This is a genomic window from Bradyrhizobium sp. USDA 4510 (assembly GCF_054059095.1).
On record NZ_JBSSBT010000001.1, the window covers coordinates 5,182,703 to 5,206,460 of the forward strand.

Annotated in this window: 27 protein-coding genes and 1 pseudogene; 11 read left to right on the forward strand and 17 right to left on the reverse strand. The window is 60.9% G+C overall.

What is annotated here, in order from left to right; translation table 11 throughout:
- Positions 1 to 21 precede the first annotated feature (21 nt).
- A complete protein-coding gene (locus tag ACVMDN_RS24070; RefSeq protein ID WP_456834864.1) occupies positions 22 to 2,508 on the reverse strand; it encodes an alpha/beta hydrolase in 2,487 nt (828 codons plus the stop codon).
- A 128-nt stretch (positions 2,509 to 2,636) separates the two neighbouring features.
- Between ACVMDN_RS24070 and ACVMDN_RS24075 the strand changes: the two genes are divergently transcribed.
- The 5 genes from ACVMDN_RS24075 (at position 2,637) to ACVMDN_RS24095 (ending at position 6,050) form a co-directional block, all read left to right on the forward strand.
- Entirely contained in the window at positions 2,637 to 3,563 is a 927-nt protein-coding gene (locus ACVMDN_RS24075) for an alpha/beta fold hydrolase (protein ID WP_456834863.1), read from the forward strand.
- A complete protein-coding gene (locus tag ACVMDN_RS24080) occupies positions 3,560 to 4,165 on the forward strand; it encodes a hypothetical protein (protein ID WP_456834862.1) in 606 nt (201 codons plus the stop codon). Before ACVMDN_RS24075 ends, ACVMDN_RS24080 begins: the two co-directional genes overlap by 4 nt.
- A gap of 92 nt (positions 4,166 to 4,257) precedes the next feature.
- On the forward strand, positions 4,258 to 4,905 hold the full coding sequence (locus tag ACVMDN_RS24085; protein ID WP_076825998.1) for a CoA transferase subunit A: 648 nt from the start codon (positions 4,258 to 4,260) through the stop codon (positions 4,903 to 4,905).
- A gap of 3 nt (positions 4,906 to 4,908) precedes the next feature.
- Complete coding sequence (locus ACVMDN_RS24090; protein WP_076826000.1) at positions 4,909 to 5,559, forward strand: 3-oxoacid CoA-transferase subunit B; 651 nt, start codon at positions 4,909 to 4,911, stop codon at positions 5,557 to 5,559.
- A 32-nt stretch (positions 5,560 to 5,591) separates the two neighbouring features.
- Complete coding sequence (locus ACVMDN_RS24095; RefSeq protein WP_057016850.1) at positions 5,592 to 6,050, forward strand: MaoC family dehydratase; 459 nt, start codon at positions 5,592 to 5,594, stop codon at positions 6,048 to 6,050.
- A 17-nt stretch (positions 6,051 to 6,067) separates the two neighbouring features.
- Here the strand turns inward: ACVMDN_RS24095 and fabI are convergent, their stop codons facing one another.
- Genes fabI through ACVMDN_RS24115 form a run of 4 tightly spaced genes read right to left on the reverse strand, consistent with a single transcriptional unit; the run spans position 6,068 to position 11,278 of the window.
- The gene (gene fabI / locus ACVMDN_RS24100; protein ID WP_076826002.1) at positions 6,068 to 6,859 is read right to left on the reverse strand and encodes an enoyl-ACP reductase FabI; all 792 of its coding nucleotides are present in this window, start codon (positions 6,857 to 6,859) and stop codon (positions 6,068 to 6,070) included.
- Positions 6,856 to 8,070, reverse strand: coding sequence for an acetate/propionate family kinase (locus ACVMDN_RS24105; protein ID WP_456814745.1), 1,215 nt, complete (start codon positions 8,068 to 8,070; stop codon positions 6,856 to 6,858). The genes fabI and ACVMDN_RS24105 overlap by 4 nt, the downstream gene beginning before the upstream one ends.
- Before the next feature lie 5 nt (positions 8,071 to 8,075).
- Positions 8,076 to 9,041, reverse strand: coding sequence for a phosphate acetyltransferase (locus tag ACVMDN_RS24110; RefSeq protein WP_141342281.1), 966 nt, complete (start codon positions 9,039 to 9,041; stop codon positions 8,076 to 8,078).
- A 26-nt stretch (positions 9,042 to 9,067) separates the two neighbouring features.
- Complete coding sequence (locus ACVMDN_RS24115; protein WP_456814746.1) at positions 9,068 to 11,278, reverse strand: DUF3141 domain-containing protein; 2,211 nt, start codon at positions 11,276 to 11,278, stop codon at positions 9,068 to 9,070.
- A 209-nt stretch (positions 11,279 to 11,487) separates the two neighbouring features.
- Here ACVMDN_RS24115 and ACVMDN_RS24120 point away from each other — a divergent pair, with 209 nt between their 5' ends.
- Positions 11,488 to 11,913, forward strand: coding sequence for a GNAT family N-acetyltransferase (locus ACVMDN_RS24120; protein ID WP_307720381.1), 426 nt, complete (start codon positions 11,488 to 11,490; stop codon positions 11,911 to 11,913).
- 937 nt (positions 11,914 to 12,850) lie between these two features.
- On the opposite strand, the gene ACVMDN_RS24125 is transcribed toward ACVMDN_RS24120, so the two are convergent.
- The 5 genes from ACVMDN_RS24125 to ACVMDN_RS24145 all read right to left on the reverse strand — a co-directional run bounded on the left by ACVMDN_RS24125 (position 12,851) and on the right by ACVMDN_RS24145 (position 16,060).
- A complete protein-coding gene (locus ACVMDN_RS24125; RefSeq protein WP_309143768.1) occupies positions 12,851 to 13,096 on the reverse strand; it encodes a tail fiber domain-containing protein in 246 nt (81 codons plus the stop codon).
- A gap of 265 nt (positions 13,097 to 13,361) precedes the next feature.
- Entirely contained in the window at positions 13,362 to 14,237 is an 876-nt protein-coding gene (locus ACVMDN_RS24130; RefSeq protein WP_456814747.1) for a DUF3300 domain-containing protein, read from the reverse strand.
- 350 nt (positions 14,238 to 14,587) lie between these two features.
- A complete protein-coding gene (locus ACVMDN_RS24135; RefSeq protein WP_283812358.1) occupies positions 14,588 to 14,719 on the reverse strand; it encodes a hypothetical protein in 132 nt (43 codons plus the stop codon).
- A 216-nt stretch (positions 14,720 to 14,935) separates the two neighbouring features.
- A complete protein-coding gene (locus ACVMDN_RS24140; RefSeq protein WP_141342264.1) occupies positions 14,936 to 15,742 on the reverse strand; it encodes a Crp/Fnr family transcriptional regulator in 807 nt (268 codons plus the stop codon).
- Positions 15,743 to 15,811: 69 nt separating this feature from the next.
- Complete coding sequence (locus tag ACVMDN_RS24145) at positions 15,812 to 16,060, reverse strand: hypothetical protein (protein WP_141342263.1); 249 nt, start codon at positions 16,058 to 16,060, stop codon at positions 15,812 to 15,814.
- Between the two features lie 243 nt (positions 16,061 to 16,303).
- Here ACVMDN_RS24145 and ACVMDN_RS24150 point away from each other — a divergent pair, with 243 nt between their 5' ends.
- Complete coding sequence (locus tag ACVMDN_RS24150) at positions 16,304 to 16,735, forward strand: zincin-like metallopeptidase domain-containing protein (protein ID WP_375162656.1); 432 nt, start codon at positions 16,304 to 16,306, stop codon at positions 16,733 to 16,735.
- 196 nt (positions 16,736 to 16,931) lie between these two features.
- The gene (locus tag ACVMDN_RS24155) at positions 16,932 to 17,198 is read left to right on the forward strand and encodes a DUF3892 domain-containing protein (RefSeq protein ID WP_456814748.1); all 267 of its coding nucleotides are present in this window, start codon (positions 16,932 to 16,934) and stop codon (positions 17,196 to 17,198) included.
- A 954-nt stretch (positions 17,199 to 18,152) separates the two neighbouring features.
- Here the strand turns inward: ACVMDN_RS24155 and ACVMDN_RS24160 are convergent.
- On the reverse strand, positions 18,153 to 18,371 hold the full coding sequence (locus ACVMDN_RS24160; RefSeq protein ID WP_456814749.1) for a hypothetical protein: 219 nt from the start codon (positions 18,369 to 18,371) through the stop codon (positions 18,153 to 18,155).
- Between the two features lie 204 nt (positions 18,372 to 18,575).
- On the opposite strand from ACVMDN_RS24160, the gene ACVMDN_RS24165 reads away from it, so the two are divergent.
- Both ACVMDN_RS24165 and ACVMDN_RS24170 read left to right on the forward strand, forming a co-directional pair.
- Entirely contained in the window at positions 18,576 to 18,953 is a 378-nt protein-coding gene (locus tag ACVMDN_RS24165) for a hypothetical protein (protein WP_253589749.1), read from the forward strand.
- A gap of 98 nt (positions 18,954 to 19,051) precedes the next feature.
- Entirely contained in the window at positions 19,052 to 19,309 is a 258-nt protein-coding gene (locus ACVMDN_RS24170) for a hypothetical protein (protein ID WP_253625964.1), read from the forward strand.
- Positions 19,310 to 20,129: 820 nt separating this feature from the next.
- On the opposite strand, the gene ACVMDN_RS24175 is transcribed toward ACVMDN_RS24170, so the two are convergent.
- The 3 genes from ACVMDN_RS24175 to ACVMDN_RS24185 all read right to left on the reverse strand — a co-directional run bounded on the left by ACVMDN_RS24175 (position 20,130) and on the right by ACVMDN_RS24185 (position 21,915).
- Positions 20,130 to 20,333 (reverse strand): cold-shock protein, encoded by a 204-nt coding sequence (locus tag ACVMDN_RS24175; protein WP_253589748.1) that lies wholly within the window; start codon positions 20,331 to 20,333, stop codon positions 20,130 to 20,132.
- A 342-nt stretch (positions 20,334 to 20,675) separates the two neighbouring features.
- Positions 20,676 to 20,921 (reverse strand): hypothetical protein, encoded by a 246-nt coding sequence (locus ACVMDN_RS24180; protein WP_141342256.1) that lies wholly within the window; start codon positions 20,919 to 20,921, stop codon positions 20,676 to 20,678.
- Positions 20,922 to 21,483: 562 nt separating this feature from the next.
- The gene (locus ACVMDN_RS24185; RefSeq protein WP_456814750.1) at positions 21,484 to 21,915 is read right to left on the reverse strand and encodes a hypothetical protein; all 432 of its coding nucleotides are present in this window, start codon (positions 21,913 to 21,915) and stop codon (positions 21,484 to 21,486) included.
- A gap of 226 nt (positions 21,916 to 22,141) precedes the next feature.
- Between ACVMDN_RS24185 and ACVMDN_RS24190 the strand changes: the two are divergent.
- Positions 22,142 to 22,361: pseudogene (locus ACVMDN_RS24190) on the forward strand (hypothetical protein); the annotation flags it as partial.
- Here the strand turns inward: ACVMDN_RS24190 and ACVMDN_RS24195 are convergent.
- From ACVMDN_RS24195 to ACVMDN_RS24205, 3 genes are all read right to left on the reverse strand, one after another.
- Positions 22,325 to 22,462 carry a hypothetical protein gene (locus ACVMDN_RS24195; protein ID WP_456814751.1) on the reverse strand — a complete coding sequence of 46 codons (138 nt, stop codon included), beginning with the start codon at positions 22,460 to 22,462 and terminating at the stop codon, positions 22,325 to 22,327. The pseudogene ACVMDN_RS24190 and the gene ACVMDN_RS24195 sit on opposite strands and share 37 nt — an antisense overlap.
- Before the next feature lie 81 nt (positions 22,463 to 22,543).
- Positions 22,544 to 22,783 (reverse strand): hypothetical protein, encoded by a 240-nt coding sequence (locus ACVMDN_RS24200; RefSeq protein WP_456834861.1) that lies wholly within the window; start codon positions 22,781 to 22,783, stop codon positions 22,544 to 22,546.
- Positions 22,784 to 22,828: 45 nt separating this feature from the next.
- On the reverse strand, positions 22,829 to 23,371 hold the full coding sequence (locus ACVMDN_RS24205) for a relaxase/mobilization nuclease domain-containing protein (RefSeq protein ID WP_456834860.1): 543 nt from the start codon (positions 23,369 to 23,371) through the stop codon (positions 22,829 to 22,831).
- Between the last annotated feature and the right edge of the window lie 387 nt (positions 23,372 to 23,758).

Consider the following 23,758-nt stretch of genomic DNA (forward strand, 5'->3'; position numbering starts at 1 on the left):
CGTTGCAACTCAGCCTGCTGGTCACTTATTCAAACCGGCTGTCGGATTCGGTCCGTCCGGCGTCGGCGCAACAGCCATCGCCGACACCACGCCGTTGATCATTCGGTCCGTCTCGAGCGGCGAACTGGTGTCGAGATTGCCGGTCATCACGAAATCGGTCACGTCAGCCGGAAATTCCACCGGATTGTCGGTGTGGATGAAATGACCGGTGTCCGGATAGATTTTCAGGATCGGCCGGTTGTTCGCGCGCGTCATCCGCGTCATGAACGGGGTGATGATGTCGCGACCGAGGTCCTTCAACCCATTAAAGGGCGTTCCGGGAATGAACGGCTCCTTGTCGCCGAAGGCCAGGAAAATGGGCACCTTGATGTCGGTCAGCCGCCGATACAGGTTCTTCGGATCATCTTGCTGCAACTCCGATACCATGCCGTAGATGTCGAGAATGTACACGTTGGCCCATTGCTCGAGCTCCTTCGGATTGCCTTTGATGAGGCCGACACGCTGCTCGGTATGCAACCGCGCATACTCGCTGTCGTTCATGAAGTAGCCACTCTTGCTGCGCCCGACCACGCCGGTCCCGGGATCGCGCTTCTTAAAATAGAAGAAGTCGCGAATGTTCTGCTCCGGCCGCGCGATTTCGTTGGCTAATACCTGGGTCGGCCCCCAGACATCCTTCCACTTGTCGAAATTGCCCGCGAGCGAGGCGTCGAACAGCTTCGCCGTCTTGCCGGGCCCTATCGTCACCTCGCGCGGGTACTCTTCGAGGCCGGCGGGCGCTTCGAGGATCAGGCTCTTCACGGCGTCGGGATATGTCAGCGCGTAGCCCAGGATCAATTGGCCACCCAGCGAATGGCCAAGGTAGGCCGCTTGCTTGACCTTGAGCTGGTTGACGACGAGGTCGTAGACCACTTCACGCATGTCCTGCATGGTCCGCGCTGGGCTCTTGTCGAGATTGCCCGGGCCCGACATGCCGTAGTGCGGCAGGTCCGGCGCGATCACGCGCAACCCACTGCGCAGCGCGTACTGCATGATATTGCCGTAGTGGCCGGCGAAGGCTCCCTTGCCGTGGATGACGACGAGGACTTTCGGATCCTTCTCGGTGCCGTAGTATTCATCCATGTAGCCGATCTGCCAGGTCGTGCCCTTGGCGTCCTTGGCGTTGGCGTATTTCACCGGATAGGGATAGGTGACGTACTCCTTCCAGAACGATTTCTTCGGATCGATGTCGGACGCCACGCCCGGCGTGCGGAAATTCTTGTCGACGAACTGCTGTGCCTTGTCGAGGCTGGCGACGTCGTCCATGAACGTCACGAATTTCGGGTCATTCTTGTGGCCGTTGATGATCGAGAATACGCCGTAATGCGCGACCGGGCTGTCTTCGGCGATCAGGTCGGCACCCGGGATGTTTTCGACTGCTTTCTCGGCAAGCTTGAAGTTGAGCCACAGGTCGTTCTTGATATGCATGACCAGGGTGCGTGACTGGATGCGGCCGAGGTCATTGTTGATGTTGTGAAGCTCGCCAACGCGGTTGCGCCATACGAGGTCGACGGCGTCGTACAGCTTTGAGCGATTGATGACGTTGAGGCCGGCCTTCTCGTTCGGCGGATCCCAATAGAAGATTTCCGGCTGCACCGCGGTGAACGCCTGCGTGGTCCGGTATGAAAGATCGTAACCGGTCAGACCCAATACCGACCAGCCGAACGCCATGCCCATCAGCGGGTGCTTCTCCTTGGGCAGGTTGTAGTAGTCGCCCTTGGTCTGCTGCCAGACCGGATCCGACTCGATCGCCGCCGTCATCAATTGGAATGTCCAGTTGCCGACGGGATCTCCGGCGTCCGATTGTGTCGTGCCGCCGATCGGCATCAGCGCACTGACATATTCCGGATGCATGACGCCCCAGACATAGGTCTGCGTGCCACCCATCGAGACGCCGGCCGCGAGCGCGACCCTGGCGATCTTCAAATGATCGCGAAGCATCCGGTAATTCGCCTGCACCATGTCGTAGTAGGTGTACTGCGGAAACTTGATCCCGAGGCCATCCGATGGCTTGCTTGCGCCCCAGGTCCCGAGCGGATCGACCATCACGACGTAATAGCGGTCGGTGTCGATCGGCCGGCCCGGTCCGATGATCGGAACGCCACCCGACAGCGCGGCGCCCTTGACCCACTGCTCGTACATGTCGGTGGAGTCGCCGGAGTAATATGAATTGATGACAACGGCATTGGTGATCTCGCCTGCGGCGTTGCGCCGCGGCGTACCGACCGCGATGTAGGCCGTGCGCAGCTTACCGCCACCGAGCGATTCAAGGGTCACGCCACCCTCGCCGCCATTTTCCCACTTGGACGGATTGGCCAGGTCATACTTGCCGCCGAGCTTGAAGTCGGCGATCTCGTAATACTGCTTCAGGCCGTCATGCTGGACTTGCGACGAGCGGCGCGTGAACGGCTGGGCGGTCGCGGCGGATGCGCTGACGGCAAGCAGCAGCAACCCAATGAAAAGACGCCTCATGGAATGCCTCCCTGACCGATTTTGGGAAGGTTCCGTCGGGACCGCGCGGCCGACGTTGACCTAGGTCAAGGGTGCGGCTGGGCGCGCACCACAATTTGACACCCGAAAGCATTGAGCAAGTGAAGCGAATGCCGTTTCTCTCGCATGGCTCGCACCGCATCCGTTATGAACTAGACGGTGCCACGGACGCGCCGGCCTATGTGCTCGTCAACGGGCTTACTCAATATTCGGAGCTCTGGGCGGCCTATCGGCACGCGCTGGTTGGCAAAGGATTTCGTGTCGCCACTTTCGATCTGCTCGGTCAGGGCGCTTCGGCCAAACCGGAACTGTTCATCAGCCAGGATGATCAGGTTGAGGCGCTTCGGCTCCTGATTGATGAGCTCGGTGATGGCCCGGTATTCCTCAGCGGCATCAGTTTCGGCGCACTGATCGCGCTGCGCTATGCGATCTTGCACAGCAACAGGCTGTCGGGCCTGGTGCCTATGAGTGCCTTCGCAGAAATGTCGCCGCAACTTCTGCTGCTTGGCAATGCGCTGCGCACCGGGCTGATCTTGGGCGGAACCAGCTATTTGCAGGATTTGTTGCTGCCGATGAATCTCTCGGACTCCTGGCTCAAGCCGCTACTCGGCAATCTCGACGCGGTGAAGCGACAGGGCTGGCTAATCAATGACGTTTATGCGGTGCAAAACTTGATGGAATCCTTCCTCGACTTCCAGCCGCTGACACCACAACTGGCGTCGATCAGGACGCCAACGATGATCCTCAACGGAGAATTTGACTTCCTCACGCCGCGTTCGCTTCACGAAACCCTGCGCACTCACATTGCCGACAGCTCACTAGTCATCATCCCCAACGCTTACCACGCCTTCACCCTCGAGAAGGCCGCACTGACGGCCGACCTGCTCGCACGCTTCGCCGAAGACGTCCTAGCGGGGCGCTGGCAGGGTAAGCAGACGGTATGGATCGCACCCGACGACGCCGGTGGCGAGATGACGCCTTTCCCGGCCGGCTTCGACCACCTGCGCGCTATTCCCGTGCCAAGGGCGACCTCATGAACCAGTTCCTGGGTCCGCTCGATGCCTCCGGGCGCGTGCCGCCGCTGCAACAAACTCGGGTGGCATCATTCCTGGTCTCGATGCATGGCGCGCTTGCGCGGCAGCTGGCTCTGACCTTGCCAGGCCAGTTCAAGGCCGGTTGGCAAGCAGAGTTGAACACACAGCTGCATCGCGAGACGGAGATCGTTTCCCTTCTCCTGCGCGCGACCTCGTGGGCGCCTGATTTCATGGCTTTCTACAACACGCTGATCTGGGAAATGGCTTGGCTGCCCAACCCTGCATCCGGCGTCGCCGATCGCCGGCTTGCCACAACGATCGACATTGCGGCCCTCGGGCATGCCGCGCACGGCGCTATCCGGCCTGCCGCCCTCCTGCCGGTCGAGGCGTCCGCGGATGATCCCTTTGTTATGGCTTTGCGCCGGATCGAATTTGAAAGCAGCCGGCTGATCCAGGCCCAGATCCATTTTCTGAAAGGTGACGATCTCAAGCCCGTCCGCGACGCCGTCAGCGCGGCCGTGAACGATCGGCATCGACAGGTGCGCAAATTGTGGGCGGAGATGCTGGATAGCATTGGGATTAGCCACCGCGCCGACGGCGAATGACGCGGGCCTTGACCCAGATCAACGTAGCCGCTTCGCCAAACGACAGTGTTCACCGGGATATCCCGCCTCGGATCAATTGCCGGAGCCCAATTATGAAGGCCGTATCCGCCGAAGAAGCTGTTGCGATGATTCCGAACAACGCGCGCATCATGGTCGGCGGCTTCATGGGCGTGGGCACGCCGGAGCGCCTGCTGGATGAACTGGTCCGACAGAAGAAATCGGGCCTGTCACTCATCAGCAATGATGCGGCCACTCCCGGCAAGGGTGTCGGCAAGCTGTTCGACGGCACCCAGGTGTCGAGCATGATAGGAACTCATATCGGGCTGAATCCGAAAGCCCAGCAACAGATGCTGGGCAAGCAGATCACGGTCGACCTTATTCCGCAGGGCACCTTTGTCGAGCGGATCCGCGCCGGCGGATGCGGTCTTGGCGGCGTCCTGACGCCCACCGGCGTCGGCACGCTTGTCGAGGAAGGCAAGCAGAAGATCGAAGTCGACGGCAAACCATATCTGCTGGAGACCGCGCTGCGCGCCGATTTCGCGCTCGTCCACGCCTTCCTGGCCGACTACGCCGGCAACCTGTCCTATGCCCTCACCGCGCGAAATTTCAATCCAGTGATGGCGATGGCGGCCGACACGGTGATCGTGACCGCCGAACATATTGTTCCGGTCGGCGTGATTGCTCCGGATCACGTAATCACGCCGGGACCGCTGGTCGACTATCTCGTTGCGAACGGGTGAGCCATGGATGCACAGACCATCATTGCGCGTCGCGTAGCGAAAGAACTGCGGCCGGGTAACCTCGTCAATCTCGGCATCGGAATTCCGACCCTGGTTGCGAACTACGTTCCTGCAGGGCTCAACGTGTACTTCCAGTCCGAGAACGGCCTGATCGGCACGGGCCCAATTCCCGAGCAGGGCATGGCTCATCCGCTGCTGACCGATGCCGGCGGCAAGCCGATCAGCGCCTTGCCGGGCGCGGCGACCTTCGATAGCGCGATGTCGTTCGGCCTGATCCGTGGCGGTCATGTCGACATCACGGTGCTCGGCGGCCTGCAGGTCGACGCCACGGGGCATCTGGCTAACTGGATGATCCCGGGCAAAATGGTGCCGGGCATGGGCGGAGCCATGGACCTCGTCAGCGGTGCCAAGCGGGTCATCGTCGCCATGCAACATGCGGCAAAAGGAAAGTCGAAGATCGTGGCCAGATGTAACCTGCCGCTGACGTCAGCGCGACCTGTCGACCTTGTCGTGACAGATATGGCGGTCATCGCCTTCCCCGGCGGCAAGGCGACCCTGCTGGAAACGGCGCCGGGCCTGACGGTCGCCGAGGTACTGGCGGTGACGGAGGCGGAACTCGCAATTCCCGATGCCGTTCCCGAAATGGCATTCTGACGAAAGCGAGCCAGAACAGAGCGAGAAGGACTATGCGGATATTCAACGGATTTGGCGAACTCAAGTCGGCGGTCGGCACCGAGGTCGGCATCAGCGAATGGATTGAGATCACCCAGGAACGCATCAACAAATTCGCCGACGCGACCTGCGACGAGCAGTGGATTCACGTCGATCAGGAACGCGCGAAGGCCGAAATGCCCGGAGGTAAGACCATCGCCCACGGCCTCTTGTCGCTGAGCCTGACGCCGATGTTCATCCGCTCGGTGATGGGCCTGAAGGGGTTGAAGAACACGCTCAACTATGGCGCGGACCGGATCCGCTACCTGGCACCGGTGCCCGCCGGATCAAAGTTGCGCGGTCGCGTCGGCATCGCGGAAGCCGAAGACGTGCCGCCGAATGGGCTGAGAGTGCACTACCGCGTTGTGATCGAGATGGAGGGCGGTGCCCGCCCTGCCTGCGTAGCGGAGGTCATCGGCCTGCACTACAGCTGACCCCGAGCTTACGTGCGTCAATCGATGATATGGTAGCCTCCATCGACGTAGAGCACGTCTCCCGTGATCAGCTTTGCGCCGTCGAGGGCGAGGAACGCCGTGGCCTTGCCGACGTCGTCGATGCTGACGAGGCTGCGCGTCGGTGCCTGCGACTGCGCCTTGTCCATCAGCTCATCGAATTCGGGAATGCCGGATGCTGCGCGCGTGGCAAGTGGTCCTGGCGAGATGGCGTGGACCCGAATGCCTTTCGGCCCAAGCTCGGCCGCGATGTAGCGCACGGCTGCCTCAAGCGCCGCCTTCGCGACGCCCATCACATTGTAGTTCTTCACCACCATCTGGCTGCCGTAATAGGTCATGGTGAACATCGTACCGCCGTTCTTCATCAGCGGTTCGGCGAGATGGGCCATGCGCATGAACGACCAACAGGACACGTCCATGGTCTTCTGGAAGCCGGCGCGATCCACATCGACCACACGGCCATGCAAGGCGTCCTTCGGTGAGAACGCGATCGAGTGAAGCAGGAAGTCGAGCTGACCCCACTCCTTCTGGATCCGCTCGAACACTTTCTCGGTCTCGCCCTCGACCATCACGTCAAGCGGCATGAAGATCGGCGATTCCAGCGCCTTGGCCAGCGGTTCGACGTGCTTCTTGGCCTTTTCGTTCAGGTAGGTGACGGCGAGTTCGGCGCCGAGCGCCCGAAACGCCTTGGCACAGCCCCAGGCGATCGATTGGTCATTGGCGATGCCGACGATCAATCCCTTCTTGCCCTTCAGCGCGACACTGGTCTCAGGATAAACCGGGATGGTCATGACACTCTCTCGCGTTTAGGATTGGGCGATGGCTGGTTCATGAGCAGCGTCAGCGTATGCTGCGCGATCATCAGTTCCTCATCGGTCGGCACGACGAATACGGGGATTCGGCTTTCGGGTCCGGAGATCCTGGTCGCGTGCCGCGCATTCTCGGCGGGATCCAGCGCGATCCCAAGCCAGGACAGCCTCTCGGCAATGCGAGCACGGATCGAAACGGAGTTCTCACCGATCCCCGCGGTGAAGACGAAGCCGTCGAGTCCCTCCAGCGCGGCTGCCAGCATGCCGGCGTTAAGGCCAACACGGTAGACGAAATAATCGATCGCAAATGCAGCTTGCGGGTCTCCGCTTGTCTCGAGCTCGCGCATGTCGTTGCTGACGCCGGACAGTCCCTTTAAGCCGCAGTCGCGGTAGAGAAAATCCTGCACCTTGGAGGCCGACATTCCCTTCTCGGTGAGCAGGTGCAGGACGACACCGGGATCGATCTGGCCGGGCCGCGTTCCCATCGCGAGGCCGTCGAGCGCCGTAAATCCCATCGTGCTCTCGACGCTCCGGCCTGCCCGCATCGCACACATCGAGGCGCCACTGCCGAGATGGGCCACGATCACACGTCCAACCGCGACCTCCGGCGCCACCTGCGGCAGCCGCTTGGCCACATATTCGTATGACAGGCCATGGAAGCCGTAGCGCCTGACGCCCTCGGCGTACAGCTGGTGCGGAATGGCATAATGATCCGCCAGCGGGTCATGATCACGGTGGAACGCCGTATCGAAGCAGGCCACCTGCGGCAGGGCCGGAAAATTGGTCAGCAGGGATTTGATGGGCGCCAGATTGTGCGGCTGATGCAGCGGCGCCAGCTGCGCGTAGCGTTCCAGCCGCGACACGACCACAGGATCGATCAGCACCGGGTGCGCGTAATCCGGGCCGCCGTGAACAACCCGATGGCCTACGGCCACAGGGTTGATGTTGAGTTCCTCCCTCAGCCAGGCTGCCGCGACGGACATGGCGGCAGGAACGTCGGCAACCGCTTCGATCGGATAGGCGCGGTCGGCCAGCGGTTCGCCACTTGAGCCGCTGGCGCGCATTCGCGGCCGGCTGCCGATGCCGTCCATCTGGCCCTTCAGCTGCCGCCGCAGCCGGCCCTCGCCTTCCACCGCGAAGACCTGGAATTTCACGCTTGAGGAGCCGGCATTGACGACGAGGATCGTATCCATGGCAGTCACGCGGCGGCGATCGGAGCACGGCGACGCCGGGCATCCGCGTAAAGGCATGCAACCGCGGCTGACGCCATCCGTGACCGCGCCGAATCGGCACGCGACGTCAGCACCACCGGCACCCGCGCGCCGAGCACGATGCCGGCGCCATCGGCCTTGGCAAAATAGGCCAGATTCTTCGCCAGCATGTTGCCGGACTCGAGGTCGGGCACGACCAGGATTTGCGCCCGGCCGGCGACCTCCGACCTGATCCCCTTGATCCGCGCCGCTTCCAGGTCGATCGCATTGTCAAAGGCCAGCGGACCATCGAGCAGCGCGCCGGTGATCTGTTTGCGGTCCGCCATTTTGCAGAGCGCGGCCGCTTCGATGGTCGATGGAATCTTTGACGTGACGGTCTCGACCGCCGACAGGATCGCCACCCGCGGTGTCGTGCCGAAACCGGCCTCATTGTAGAGATCGACGGCATTCTGGATGATATCGCGCTTGGCGTCGAGGTCCGGGAAGATGTTGATGGCGGCATCGGTGACGAACACCGTTTCGGCGTAGGCCGGCACGTCCATCACGAACACGTGGCTGATGCGCCGGTCGGTGCGCAGCCCACCGACCTTTGCCGTCACGCTGCGCATCAGTTCATCGGTGTGGAGGCTGCCCTTCATCAGGACTTCGCCTCGCCCCTCATGAATCAACTCGACGCCCCTGGCCGCGGCAGCAGCCTCAGTTGGCGGCGTATCAACGATCTCATAGCCCGCAATATCAATATTGTGCTTTGTCGCGGTATCCCGGATTCGCGCGGCCGGACCGACCAGAACCGCCTTGATGATTCCAGCCTCGGCGGAGTCGATCGCCCCTCGCAGCGAGCTTTCATCGCAGGGATGCACCACGATGGTGGAGACCGAGGGAACGCCCTTCGCGGCGACGATGAGGCGATCATATTTCGATCCCGGCTGGGCTTCGTTCGGTCCGGCTGCCATGACACCCATCGCTCCGCTCTGAATTGCTATGATGCCCGGGCTTTCGGATCGAAAGGGACGGTGTTGTCGTAACCGTCGAGCCCGAACAGCCCGGCGACCTGCTTCAATCGCCTGGCCACTTCACCGGATATCTCTGCGCTTGCCGACAACACGTCCTGAATGGCGGCAAACGCCCTGCGGCGCTCGTCCAAGCTGTCCGGCAATAGCCTTGGAATGGCCGCAAGTGCGGCCTCCCGATCAAGCAGCAGCATGAAGAACTGCTCGCGGACCAACATCTTGAACTCCGCGAGCGTCACGCGCGCGGCCTCATCGGCCTGGCGAAGCCGCCGCAGCGCTTCGAGGCTGCGCTCGTCCACCATGCCCCGGGCCGATCCGACGTAAAGCAAGGCCCGAATGCCGGCCTCTCGCATACCACCGGAGCCGATCCTGGAAGTCAGCTCCGCTACGCGAGCTTGCAAGAGCTCGCGGTGCTTTGGATCCATGTCGCGGCGTTGGGAGGGTGTCGACTGCGGATCGACCCCGACCGCGGCCTGCAGCGCCGGCGAGCCGTAAACGGCAAGGAACATCGCCTCGCTTAGTGCCTCCTGCGAGTCACGCCACTGATCGAGCGAACTGACGATCTGCTGCGATACCCGCTCCTGGAACGCCAGGAACGGATTGTCCTTGGCGACGGGTTTGCGGTCGTCGCGCGCTTTCTCCGCGGCGCTCTCCACCATCTTCATCCAGGGGTTCTCGCTGCTGAACGCCTCGTATTGCAGGCGGAGCGGATGCCAGTTGCGCATCATCTCCGCCATCTGTGGCGTCACCATCGATTTGACCCAGGGCTGCACGTATTTCTGATAGGCGGCGAGATTCATTTCCGAGACACGCTTGGCAGTCTCGAAACGCCGCTCATCCTCCGGCGAGTTCCCGCCCATCGCCCGGATGTCGTCGAGTGTGCGGGCCTCGCAGCGCATCACCCACTGCCCGACCGCAAGCTCATCATTCAGCGTGTCGGATGCCCTCGCCTCGAACGTCGCTTCGTAAAGGCCGGGCGGCAGCACGTCGATCAGGTCGATGTTGCTTGAGAACTCCGCGTGCTCCTTCTTGGCCACGCCACCGGAAACGAAGATGCCGAGATGGCCGACCGTCTCATGCACGGTATAGACGATGGTCTGCCCATGTGCCCTGATCTCGTCGACATCAGCATAAAGGTCCAGAATCCAGTGCAGCGCCTGTTGCGGAGGCGTGATGTTGTCCCCTTTCGAGCAGAACACCACGATCGGCGAACGAATCTTGCGCAGATCGACCGTGGTCCCGTCGGACATCTTGACCCGGCCGGCACCCAGGTTGTTGCCGATGAAGAGTTCATCGACGATGAACTGGATCTCCTCGGCATTGAGGTTGACGTGCCCGCCCCACCAGCGCTCGAATTCGAGATAGCGGTCGGCCTCGGTGTCGACCTTGGAGTAGACGTTGTACTGCTTGGTCCAGAGCGTGTTCGACGGATTCTGATTCTCGAAGTTCTGCACCAGCCAGGCACCGTCAAACTTGCCGGCGCCGAGGTCGCTGGAAAGCGCGGTCAGCCAGCTTCCGCCGAGCAGTCCGCCGGAGTAGCGCATCGGGTATTTGCCGTGTACGCCAGCCCAATAAGCGAGCGGCGCGCCCGCCACGATCACCGGACCGAACAGTTCCGGCCGTAACGAGGCGAGGATCATGATCGCCCAGCCGGCCTGGCAGTTCCCGATCACACATGGTTTCCCATCAGCCTCGGGATGCCGCTCGATGACCTTTTCGATGAAGATTGCTTCAGCGTGGGCAATGCGCTCGATGGTCTGGCCCGGCATTGGCTCGGGCAGGAAGCCGATGAAATAGCAGGGATGCCCCGCCTTCATCGCGACGCCGATCTCACTATCGGCTTTGAAGCCGCCGATCCCCGGTCCATGGCCCGCACGCGGGTCGACGACAACGAATGGCCGCCGCTTGAGGTCGATTTCCACACCCTTGGGCGGGATGATGCGCACCAACGCATAGTTGACCGGCTGCTCGAGCGTGCGACCGTCCAGGATGAGCTCGGCTGCATAGCTCAGGACGTGGGGCGCCGTCTGGGCAACATGCTCGCGATACTGATCGCCGCGCTGCCGCAGTATGTCCAGCAGCAGTACGCTACGCTGCCCGGCATCCACCATATATTCCACGGCCTTGGCGACGACCCCTGACATCGGGCCGCCCGGGAGTTGCAGATTGTCCAGCGACATCGTTTCGGTCCTTCCGCCGACAGTCCGATTGAAAGCGTCACGCGCACCGGATCGTTGATTTAGGTCAAGCCACGAGCCCCAGCCGTACGTCTTTCTTGCGCCGGGAGGATAGGCTGATGCCCGTGCCTGAGAATTATGCAGCGAGCGAACGCCTGCGCGATGGCCGGAGCGTCGAGATCCGCATGTTACGAGCGGACGACCAGGACGACATGTTGGCCGCCGTTGGCCGCACGAGTAGCCAGTCGCTGCAACGTCGCTTCTTCGGCCCCAAGCGAAGCTTCTCAAAGAAGGAGGTCGATTTCTTCATGAACATCGATTTCGCCAATCACGTCGCCTTGATCGCGCTTGCCGACGAGGACGAACACGAGGTGATCATCGGCGGCGGTCGCTACGTCGTCATGGATCCCGGAATGGCCGAGATCGCCTTCGTGACCATCGACGACTATCAGGGACAGGGCGTCGGCACCTTGCTCATGCACCACCTCCTCATCCTGGCGCGCACGGCTGGGCTCGAGCAGCTCGTCGCCGAAGTCCTGCCAGAGAACACGGCGATGCGAAGGGTTTTCGCCAAATTTGGCTTTCAAGTCCGACGCGGAAGGGATCCCCAGGTCATTTGTTTGGCGCTACCGCTGTAAGCGCGAGGCTCTTCGCCGAGGGTTGTAAGCCGACGATGCCGCCCGCAAACTGCTCAGTGACCCCGAAGGAACTTGCCATGAGGAAAGCGCCTACAGACGATCGAGCCAAGAGCAGCCCCCCGATCGTCCGCCGCACCGAAACACGCGACACATTGGAAACAAATGCCATTCAACCGAGCATCGAGATCTGGGACTGTGCGACCTTCAACTTGACTGACTGGCTCCGCGAGAACGGCACTTGGCAACCCCTTCTCAAGAAGCCGCGAGTCTAGCCCTTGCGTGCCATCAGTTCTTGTCATTCCGTGCCGGACATTTGGACGCGAATGCATCCGGGTTTCCTGCACGAATAAGGCCGCCAACTGAGGCGGCCGTGCTGTTTAACTCAAAAAGTTGGGCGCGCGTGCTGGGGCGTCTACCGGCCCGGGCGGCGGCGCATGTGCGCCAAGTGCCTTACGGCAAGAACATCGCGATGCCGATGATGACGAGCGGGCTTAGTCCAAAGAGTACAATACAAAAGCTTCTAAGGAGATCACTGCTCATGACCGCAACTCCTGCGTTGCGGTTGGGACTCTACACATCCGATCGAACGCGGTTGCATAGTGCAATCACCGCCACCTCAATTGGAGAAACAAACTTGTCTGGATCAAACGCGCATGCGCGAAATGAGCGCGAATTGCAACGCAGGAATTTATACACCCACAACACTGAATAGGCTTCTCGATATCTCTAATGAGAGCATCGGCCTAGGCTTGGTTGCCACAGGGCTAAAACCCAAACTAGGTCGCTCCAAAAAATCAAAGCGGACCACTGTGGATGGAAACAGGCCAGCACGTTCAAAGCTGGGGTTGCCGGTTGGTTCGGCGATCCAGCCCCGATCCGCTGGCTAGTTTAGGGCCAGCGAATCCGCGCTTGGAGCAGCCGACCGTGGGCGCGGTCTTCAGCGCGGCAGCGCGCCAGTGTTCGGCAGCACGCCTCCGGACGCGGCCCAACCACCATACGACCGAAACTTGAGGCCGAGCCGGGAATAGTAGACACGCAGATATCCGTCGCGGCCGCGTGTGACCGCGTCGGGTCTCACCGCCTCCACTTCCTGAGCGATCACTCCGACATAGGTTTTGTCGCTGCCGTTGTATGCGAAGCGGTAGTAACCGAGACCGTTGTCGAGCCGACCGAGCAGCACCACGTCGTGCTTGAGATTGATGTCCGATCGCCGCCCGCCGCCACGGCCGCCACCACCCCTGAACCCGCCGCCACCGCGAAACCCAGCCCCACGAAATCCCCCGCCTCCGCGACCACCGCCGCCTCGGAATGCTGCAGCTCGATGTCCAGCGCCAGCGAACCGCGCACCGCCGCCGCGGCCCGCCGCTGGCCTGAAATGGGCAGCTCTGGAAACTCCACGGTGCGCCACACGACCACCAGATCTTGCGTTCCTGGCAGCCGTCGAGCGGTTACGCGCTTGGCGGTTGCCGGCCGTCCTGCCCGCGCCTGCCTGCCTGTTTGTTGCTCGGCCGCGGTCGGAGCGTTGAGCGCGGTCGGCGCGCTGGGCCCGGTCTCCGACGTTCGGACGATCGGCGCCTGCCCGCACTCTCTGCCGATCGCCACCGGGCCTCTGATTGGCGCTGCCGAACCTCTGTTGCAGGCTCGAATTGTTGTAGCGTGCACCCTGTCGATGCCTTACGTCGTGTTGCCAGTGCTCGACGCGAGCGCCGCGATTGATGTCGATTAGCTCCACCAACCCAGTTGACCCGGCTGCCGCCCCACCATCCGCCGCCGCCCCAGTAGCCACCGGTGGCCCACCGCCCCAGTGCGTAGGCTGTGCCGAAGGCAACGCCGGCTGCGATGATGCCGGCACCGATGTAGTCGGGATAGCCCCAATAATAGGGATAAGCGGGATAGTCGGAGTAAGGCCAATCGCCGAAAACCACCTGCGGTTCGTAATAAGGAACGTAGATGCTGTCAGCCACGGCGGGCTCAATGTAGATGAACTGCCGGTTCTGCTCTGCTTTTACCGTCACTGTCTGCTCTTTCGTGGTGACCAGCTTCTTCCGGTCGTAGGCTTTTGAACGCAACCGCTGCACGGCATCCATCACGTCCTGTTGCTGAGCCAAAAACGCTTCGCCGAGCTTTTGCGTCCATTCGAGCCGCTCGTTCATCATCTGGAGTACGGACGGTGTCGCAATCAGCGCCTTGACGCTCGCGTCCCAATCCTGCTTCTCCGCCGCGGCCTTGAGGGCATCTCCCTTGAGGTTCTTGTTCTGCTTCATCCAGCGATCCGCGTGCACCACTTCCAGCGGATAGGTCGATGCCATCAGCACATTCGACATTAGCGTATCGGGATACAATGCAATGGGCGCTACCAGCGCCTCGAGCTCAGCCGGCTTTAGCGCCGGCTGCTCGGGAACCGGCGCGGGTGCATTGCTCGGCGTTGCGGCCCCTGGTCGTTTGTCTGTGCTCGCGCAGGAAGGCCGACATGCAATAATCCGAGGAAGGCGCATATCCAGCATATTGTTCTGATGATCCGCATGTCGCGCGTCCCTCCTCATAACAACGGCGAACCAGCAACAGCATCCAGTGTCCCTGTCACGCGTTCTTGACTTAGATTAACGTGGCTGCCTGCCGCGCGTATTCCCGAAGGGAACGGAGCGACGATCCGTTCCTCCACCCGCCTAGCGGCTCAATTCATCCGCTCATAAGCGTCGGCAAGAAAATGGTCGAAGCTCTCGATCCGAATGAGACCGAGGCGCGGATACTCCATGTCCGTGACGATGTAGAGCGCGACCGTCAGGGTTCCTGCAAATATCACCATATGTATCCAACTGCGCCCCGCGTTCGCCGCCATGCCGAAACCAGCGAGCAGTGAGCAACCGAGACCAAGCCCGAACTAAGGCGGCGCACGCTCGGTCCCGGGCCTCGCTGACGTCCGGTTCTCGCCTTTTCGCGCGCCCTGGTACGCTGCACTAACCCGTCGGGGAACCGTCTGTTGGATACCCGCCTCCATTGAGTTTATCGAGCCGGACCGCCGTCAGTTCGCGGAGCCCGTCTGCACCGCGATCCTGTTCTGCGCGATGATGGCTTCGGCCCGCGCGAGATTTTCCAGTAGGCGCTGGCTGGTCAAGACAAGGAAGTAATAGCCGAACTGCGGGTTCTGGAAGTAGATCTCGAGCAGCTTTTCATAGGTGATGGTTAGAACGTGGCCGTCCTCGATACATTCGATCGTCGCGGTCCGGCGGTTGTCAGGCGTGAGGAAGCCGAGTTCGCCCATCAGGCGGCCCGGCGGAACATCGACGTTGATTTCGACGACCCGGAATCTGCCGGTAACTGTCAGCAGCATTTCGTTGGCTGCGTCACCTTTCTCCATCAAGATATCACCCTTGCGATACTTGCGCTGGGTCATGAACGGCTTGAGCCACTCCATCGACATGTCGCCCTGTGTTGCGGCGCGCGCCTTCTTCACGAGAGCGAGCATTTGACGAAGGCGGTAGGCGTTGATGGGAACCATCAGGAGATAAAGAAGAAATGTCGTGACGGCTCCAGTGAGCGCACCGAAGATGGCGAAGAATACGCAACCGATCATGTTAGCGACCCGGAGCGGCACCATGGTCTGCGTCAGCAGGGTGGCGACAAAGAAGATCGCGCCGACCAGGGCGAACATGTTTGCCAGGGTGATGTTGTGCAGAAAGATTTCCAGCAGCCGGCTGAAGATGGCGTCCCAGGTCACGTTGTTGGGATCGAGCCCCATCTGAACCAGAATCTTTGCGAACCTGAGGTTATCGGTTGCTGCATCTAGAATGCGGTCCAGCATGCTGGACACGTCTGCGCTAAGCATCATTTGGTTTCGCCAATGTGTGAGCCAATACCGGCAGCGGCTATTCCGGATGAAACCATTGCGCTCGTCAACTCAAACGAAAGACTCGGCGCGAGCGAGATAGAGTACAAATAGGAATCCGGCGACCGTCGGCAGCACCACCAGCAAGCCTCCTGCCAGCGCCACCCGAATTATCGCATGCGTCACCAGCGCGAGGACGGTGCGACCCACCAGCGCTTGGGCAAAGACCGCTTCCAGCGCATCGGTGCCGCCAATGAAGCCTTTGCCGATCGCCGCGGCTACAATGCTGGCGAGGACGGAAAAGCGCTTTGCGCGCCTCACGAACGGCTTCTCAAAGAATCTGGATCACCTCGCAGCAGTCGTGAGCCTGTACGTGGCTCACTACAATCTGTGGCCGGTGCATGAGGCGGTGCGCACCACGCCAGCAGTGGCGCTTGGCGTTCGCCAAGCTCCCGAGGTGTATCGCGATCGTCCGGCGTGGAGTTCATCACCGACGTTGTATCGTGGGTTTATGGTGCGCTCGCAGGGCGTTCGCATCTGCTGCGATTTCAACGGCTTGTGCCGATGACGAGGATCGAAAGGGTTCTTCCAGCGAGTGGCATTCCGGTGCACTACGAGGCGACAGACCAAACCGGCCTATTACCCCGCACGAGGCAAAGTCATGATGCCGGCCTATTCCGCATTCGATTCGGACGACGACTTTGTCTCGACGTTGGCCACGAACCGATCCACGCCACTGGGCACCAGTTACGATTGAACCACAAGTTCAACGCGAAGGTGTTCAGCAATGCCAAGGCGGCCGAGGAATGCGTCGCCGAACTCGGCAGTGCGTTCATAGCGGCTCACTTCGGTTACAGCTATATCGAAGCCCAGTCCCCAGCTTGCAGCAAGGCTGGCTCGAAGTCCTCAAGGGCGACAACCGGGCTATCTTCAGCCTTGCGTCCTACGCCTCCCAGGCGGCCGACTGGCTGCTGCAGAAGGCCATGGGGTGGATGAGACCACGCCAGCGGTCGAGCAGCCAAAGTTGAAGATGCAATAAGTGAGCACTCCGATTTTAAACGCCGCTGCTGCGGCACACATTAGAATGGGGGAAACGACGCGCCACTCGTTTTGATACCAATGTCCTATTTCCATCTCCCTCTAGTTGTGCTCCAAATTGAGCTTTCGAAGAAGAGCTAATTGGGAGGGGAAATTGCCAGACGTACAGGTGACCTGCACCAATAAGCAGCCACGAAACGATCCGCACGAGGGCATCACGCATGTCGGAGGCATCAACTGGAAGTGGCCGCGATCACAAGTCATCCAATCAATTGAAAGCGGGGCCAACACATTCTTCACGATGGTCGGCGGCAAGCGAGCCGACGTGGGAGTCGTAAATGGACCGAACGGCAAATATGTTCGGACCCATGCTGACGGCTACTACAACGACAATCTCTTAGCCCTGCCGGAGTGTCGATGAACTTGTCCTGACCGGGTTGCCTACATCGCGCAATGTGCTACACGGCGCTCCTCTCAATAAGGAGCGCCACGTGGCCAAAAATAGAAAAGCAATTCGCCGCAAGTGGACAACGGACGAGGTTCGCGACCTTAAGGCGTTAGCGAAGCAAAAGTTGGGCGCAGCGAAAATCGCAAAAAGGCTAAAGCGCACGAAGAGCGCTACGATCGCTAAGGCGTTTATCCTAGGCGTGTCGCTGGAGACGCGAGGTTAATTCCCACCACGGCAAACCAAACGGTGCTAGAATTTGCCTGCCCACGTGAGTCGGGGACATCTAAGATGACTTCAATTATCGAATGGGGACCGCTCCAGAGAGCGACGAATGCCCTCCACCAGCCCGTGATCTGCCGGAACTTCGATGTCAGGTCGCGAGATGGCTATGTCAGCGGACAAATCGTTGTCGACGACACATCCGATCCTGCCGCAATGTCGGAATGCGAGAGCCGGCTAGCCTTGCTGCTGAGAGACGCCCTCACCGATCTTGGCCGGTAAGTCAGTCCAGCAAGTCGTCATCATCCTCGGCTGACAGCGAGCGCCGCCACACTGGTAGCTTTCGTCGTGAGTGGCGCTGATGCCAGCCGAGGAAAAGTAAACCCGATTGGCAACCACCAAGCTGCACCACCCATAACGTCACGCCGTCCGGCGCATGTGACACAATTCGCCGAGTGCGGCAGTTGTGTTCTTCGTCACGCGCTTCGTCTACACGCGCAGCAGCCGCCACCTTACATTCATGGCCGCCTATCCAGCATTTGTCGCGATTGACAAGTAAAACCCGATTGTCGTGACAGACAATATGGCGAACGTAGACCACCCGTCTCACCGTCTTCGCTGCACAGGCTGCGTGTTTCGGCAATTTCCGGACACCGATTTCGGTAATTCGCGGACGGCGATTTCAGTAATTCCGGGACAGGGATTCCGCTAAATCGCGGACAGTTGCGCGAGGTTGGTTTTCGGAGCGCCGTTCAGGCACGCGAAGATTCGGAACCACATCCAGGTGGTTTCAGATTCAGACAGGAAGCCGGTTACCAACTCCTCGGCGAAGCGCTGCACCGCCAGCGCGTCCTCGCGATACTCTGGCAGCTGGCAGGTAATCTGACTTGCCTGTCGGCGACGCCAATCCTGCGGTTGCTCGCTCATCCCATTGCTCTCTGCTGCCAGTCTTGGCTGCTAGCTTGTTCGTACAGGTATTCATGGTCGGCTATTCCGGGCTCGGCGGGACACACTGATGAGCGTGGCCAGGGAGCTCTCCCGACGTCGGCGGTTGGACCAGGTAGTTCAGCAACCAAAACGAACGTGAGGTGTTTTAGAATCGGGCGACTTTCTAAAAGCTGGGAGAGTCCGATGTTTAGGAAAATCCTAATCTCACTGATCGCAGTTATCGCCGTGGCGTTTGCACCGACTGCTGCCTCTGCGCGTGGAGGCTTCGGCGGCGGCGGTTTTCATGGTGGTTTTCATGGCGGATTTGGTGGCGGCGGCTGGCGCGGCGGTGGTTGGCGCGGAGGCGGGTTTGGAGCGGCCGCTGTTGGACTTGGGATAGGTCTGGGCTTGGCGGGTGCCTACGCTGCCTACGGTTACCCCTACGGATACGGCTACCCGTATGGGTATGGCTACGACTACGGGTATGGCTACGGTTATCCGTATGGCTACGGCTACCCGTACAGCGCCAGTTATGGCTATTGCCTCGCAACAGCCAGCCAGCAGGAGTATACTTGCTATTAATAGCGAGCCAGCGGCTCATCCTGCTTGAATGTTGAGACAATCGCGACCTGCCGATTGGGGAGCCGCGGGTGCTTTGCCCGGCAAATGTGGAGGGTAAAATGGCCCTGCACTTCAGCCAGGTCTGGACTGGCGATTTGGAGATGTGGATCGCAAGCAGCGACGACTACTCATTCGTTATCAGCAACGAGAGCCGGAGTGGACCCGGGTTGCATGGAGAGCCGGGCTTTGTTGCGTCATATCGCCCCGACTTTCTGAATATGCCCGCAGCTCAAGTGTCCGGGTCGCCCTTCGGCACGTTCGCTGAAGCCGAGCGGGCCTGCAATGCGTTCTTGGGTCGCCTCATTATCGAAGGATGATAGCCGCGCCGTTACCGGCTCCAGAGAATTCGGCTACCAACTAATCGTCAGTCAGAGAAGGTCTGCCGTGCTGAGAGCAATCTTCATTACGACTTGTCTAGTTGCAGCGTCGCCATCGGTTGCCCAGCAGGTGCGGGTGATCACCGGGGACTTTGAGCATGTATACGGACCTGGTGGTGAGGTCCTCGACGATGCCGAGATGCGTGCACGAAACCAGCGGGCTTCTGAAAAGATTCAGATTGAAAAACAGCTCGCGATCGAGAGGCAACAAATCGAGGCCGAGCGACTCAGGCGTCGGTCAGACCAAGAGGCTGCTCTCGCCTACGATGCAACTGCTCCGACGTGGGACTCAACATACGGCGGCTGGTTTTTCGTTAATCGCCATCGGGGCCACCTGAGGATAGGCGTCTCGCCGAGGATGGGCCCGAGGATGGGCGGCTCGCGAACGGCGCCGTAACCAAGCTGACCTCCCCGGCGCTCCGAGGCCAATCGCCGGCTGGTCGAGATCGGGCTGAAGGCGAAATCCAGTGAACGCACGCCGCCGAACGGCAAGTTCGAAAGGGCTGCTTTCGCGCGTCTATGCTGTAACGATCGTCAGATCGTTTGGCACTCGGCGGCTGGGGGTTCGCTCATAGAACGCCAAACATCGCCGAGCATAGAGGACTTCCACCTCCAAGCTGTCGTTCATACTCGGCACACATGAGAATGGCCCCGACGCCGTCGCGTCGGGGCCGCATTTCAATCTCCCGCAGTCGGGGTTGGGCAACTGAAACCACGGAAGCATTGAATTGAACCCGGGCGCTGCCACTTGTTCCCGGTGTCAGCCCACCCGCAGATTTTCGGCTGACGTCTTGCCGCGGTTTTCCCGCTCTTCGTAACTGACCTTTGCACCCTCGTTGAGGCTGCTCAGTCCCGCTTTCTCAACGGCCGAAATATGCACAAAGACATCCTTGCCACCGTTGTCAGGCTGGATGAAACCGTAGCCCTTCGTCGGGTTGAACCACTTCACAGTACCAATCGCCACTAGACAAATCTCCTTTGAGGAATGGCGGCAGCCTAGTTCGACAGCGCGGCATCCCGCAAGGCCCAATACGGGACCGTTGGCAACAGTATAAGTACGGTAACGTTTCGGAGGAGCGGGTGCGCCGCCCCGCTTGTCAGCTCCTCGATTTTCTTGGGACCGCTAGGCTTCGGAGCGACCTACCGCGCAACCACTGCGCAGCATTGACCTGCGTCATACGGGCGTGACGAGAGTGCTGTTACCGTTGCTGGCATTGCTGACCAGCTGAAATTCCGCGGCCGGGACAAAACATTTCGAGCCCAGCGGCGTAGTTTCTCGGGAGATTAGTTGGGCGCTGCAGGCCACTCATTCGAGTGGTAGGGAAAGTGTCGGCAGCGGCTTATTGCCCTGCTCGCAACCTGTTCGCCCCTTGGGCGGTAGACTCGGCGTTGAGGCATCCGCGGCAGTCTCGCCCATGAAGTGGGTCAAATTAACGTCCGATGACCACTCCACATAACCAACGACCGCAAAAGCAACCGCCGCCACGATGACAATACTGACCACCGAAGCGGCGGCTGTTGCCGACCAGCTTTGGCTTTTGAAAAACGGCATCACGATTCTCCGACACCGAGCTGCCACCCGGCGCTTGCGTTAGATCAGCTCGCGATTATCGAGTGTGAACGGCCTCACATTTCACGCGCACTTGATCCTGAGGCAGCGCTTTACTGAGGCGGCGGCTTCGTCGAGCCTGTCATTCCCCTGTGGCATTGGTCGTGCAGCACACTTGAGGCTGGCGATTTCAGTGTCCCAGTTCAGGAAGAAAACGCCGCCGGGCGTGTATTCGTGAGACCGGCGGCGTCTTTTCCTGGGACCTTTATACTGGTCCTAAGTTGACTGCCGCACGGGCGATCGTCTGCCTCAGTTGGTAGTGCCAGCCATCCGGGCCAATGGTGTCGGTGTCGGGCCACTCGTCGCCCTCATCTTCCATCTCGTTCGCGTACCGGAGCACGGCGGCGATGCCGGCAACGGTCGTGGGAATCGTTGACGCCAGTTCCCACGCGGCGGCTCGGGCCGCGTGACCACAAGCCTAATTGTTGTCTTGGGCGTCATTGCCAGCGACAAGCACAACTTGGCAGAGGCTGATCGGCGCCGCGCGTGCCTCTGACCGAACCGCCTATCTTTTGGTGCGTCTTTGCGGAGAAGGAGCCGCTGGGGTTGCCTGCGCTGGGCTTTCAGCCCTTGCAGATTCCAGCGAGTTAACTCGCGCGCTTAGCGCACCGAGCTGGTCGGATATTAGCTTCTGCTCGCCCTGCTGAGCGGAAGTCTTCTGCTGAGCGTCACCGATCTGAGCAGCCTGCCTTTTTTGGCCGGCTTCAATCCCCTGCACCGCCTGTTGGAGAGACGCTAAAGTCTGCTTCATCTCCGCAAGGGCCGGATCCGGTGGAGGTGCGACGGCCGCGCGCTCTTGCGAGGCTGCAAACTTTGTCGCGTTGCTGTAGCTCATCCAAAGCGCACCGCAAGCGACGATAACGGCGAGAACAGCTATGAGCAGCGGAAACGACGATCGCGCCTTTGCATCGCCGGGCGTTGACGAATCGGCGGTCATGAGAAGTTCCCCGATTTGGACAGATGGAAGAACTATCCAATCTCCGGTTTGTTCCGGAGTCACTTGGTTCTGGCAATGACGGCAACCCCGTAGCCTCGCCGCATCACTGCCGACATCATGACGCGTCCACTTCTCCACAGCCACGACACGCTATAGCCGTGCCCTGTTCCGCGCCTCAACTCATTGATAATTTGCGTGGCCACCCTCGGCCTGCTCTCTAGTCAGGATGGGCTCGAAATCTCGGGAGTACATGTTCGGAGCAACGGTCAGGCACCTAGCCGAGCGCGCCAAGGAAGCCCGGCTCGAGGCCGACACCGTCGCCTGCCGCGTGGAATGCCCGCATGCTCGCCTTCCAGGGGCCGGCCCAGCCATCCCCTGCCCTCGGTGATGCGCTCAACGCCGGCTACCGCTACCTTGAGGTCAAATGCCATGGCTGCGGGACGAATACGTCATCGAAAATGACGACACCGACTGACTGACCGTACTTGGCCGAAAACTTGGCCGATGCCTCACCGGGGCGCCCGACCGGCCGGGCGATAATTGTCACGCCTGGCGCGTCGCACGGGACGGCACAGCATTTACTGCTGGACTGTCCAAACGGATCCAGCGAGGCGCGATGCCGCCGCGGCTAACGCTCCGGCGCGCCCCGGCCCGGCTCGGGCTGTTCCGTTTCCTTTTCCTTGGCCCGCCGCTTTTCGTGGCCGAGATAGACCCTGTCGCGCAACGTCAGCGGCCGGTCATTCGGCATCGCCTCAAGAAACCGCGTGACGTTTTCCGACAGCGCCCGGTCGCGCGCATCAGGACTGTTGGCCAGCGCCCGCGCCACCGTCGCATAGGCGGTCCGCACCCCCTGATGCTTCGCGCGCATCTTCTGCTCCCAGGGGTGCTCGTCCCGCCCTGGATTCTGTTTCCGTTAGTCATAATCCTGTCTGAGCTCGCGGATCATGTCGTGCCGCACCCGCGCCTCCCCGCGCTGCTCCATGCGTGGCATTGCCGTCGCATAGTCGCGCATCCCGACCCCGCGCGCGTAGCGCGGTGTGGCCTCGGCATCGATCCCGCGGTGCCGCAGGCATGCCGCAAACTTCTCCCGGTACTCGTGCAGCTGTGACTTTCGCGGGTTGAATGTCTTCCCTTCCCGGTCTCGGCCGCGCACCGTGACATGGGTATGCGGATGCGCCGTGTCGTCGTGGAAGCACACCACGATATCGACCCGCGGCCGCAATTCCTTGTCGACAAAATCGGTCACCGCATCCCTGAACTTTTCCCGGTCACTTCCCTTCGGTAGCGACAGCACCATGTTGACCGACATCGGCGCCTTTCGCAGGCTCTTGCTCTGCGCCGTCACCTCCGCGCTATCGGCCCAGTCCGCGTGCAGCTCTCCGACCGCTTCCTTCCCTTTCATCGGCCCGTAATCGGATTGCATCTCCACCTTGCCATTGCGGGTGATGTAATCCAAATGTGCCCTCAGATGTCCGGCATCCTTGGTCCGCCCCGACACCTTCACAACCACCTCGGGCGCCTAGCGAACCAGCCGCTCCAGCCGCGTCTTCGAGGCCGGCGATACCCCGAGGCGTGGCCCGCCGCTGCCGCCCGACCCGGCGCGATGAGGACTTGGTCGATGCATCGGTAGCAAAGCGGCTCCTCCAGGCCATCATCGACAATCTGCCGGAGCCAGTTCCCGGGGGAGGCCGGTTCACACGATCGGCATTCCGGCGGCACGATCCGGTTGCGGGGATTGCCGCAATTTGTCTGGGCGCGGGGCGGCGCCTATACGTTCCTGCCGAGCCTCTCGGCGATCCGCTTTTTGGGATCGCAGATGATGTGAGTCGACCACAGGCCGGGG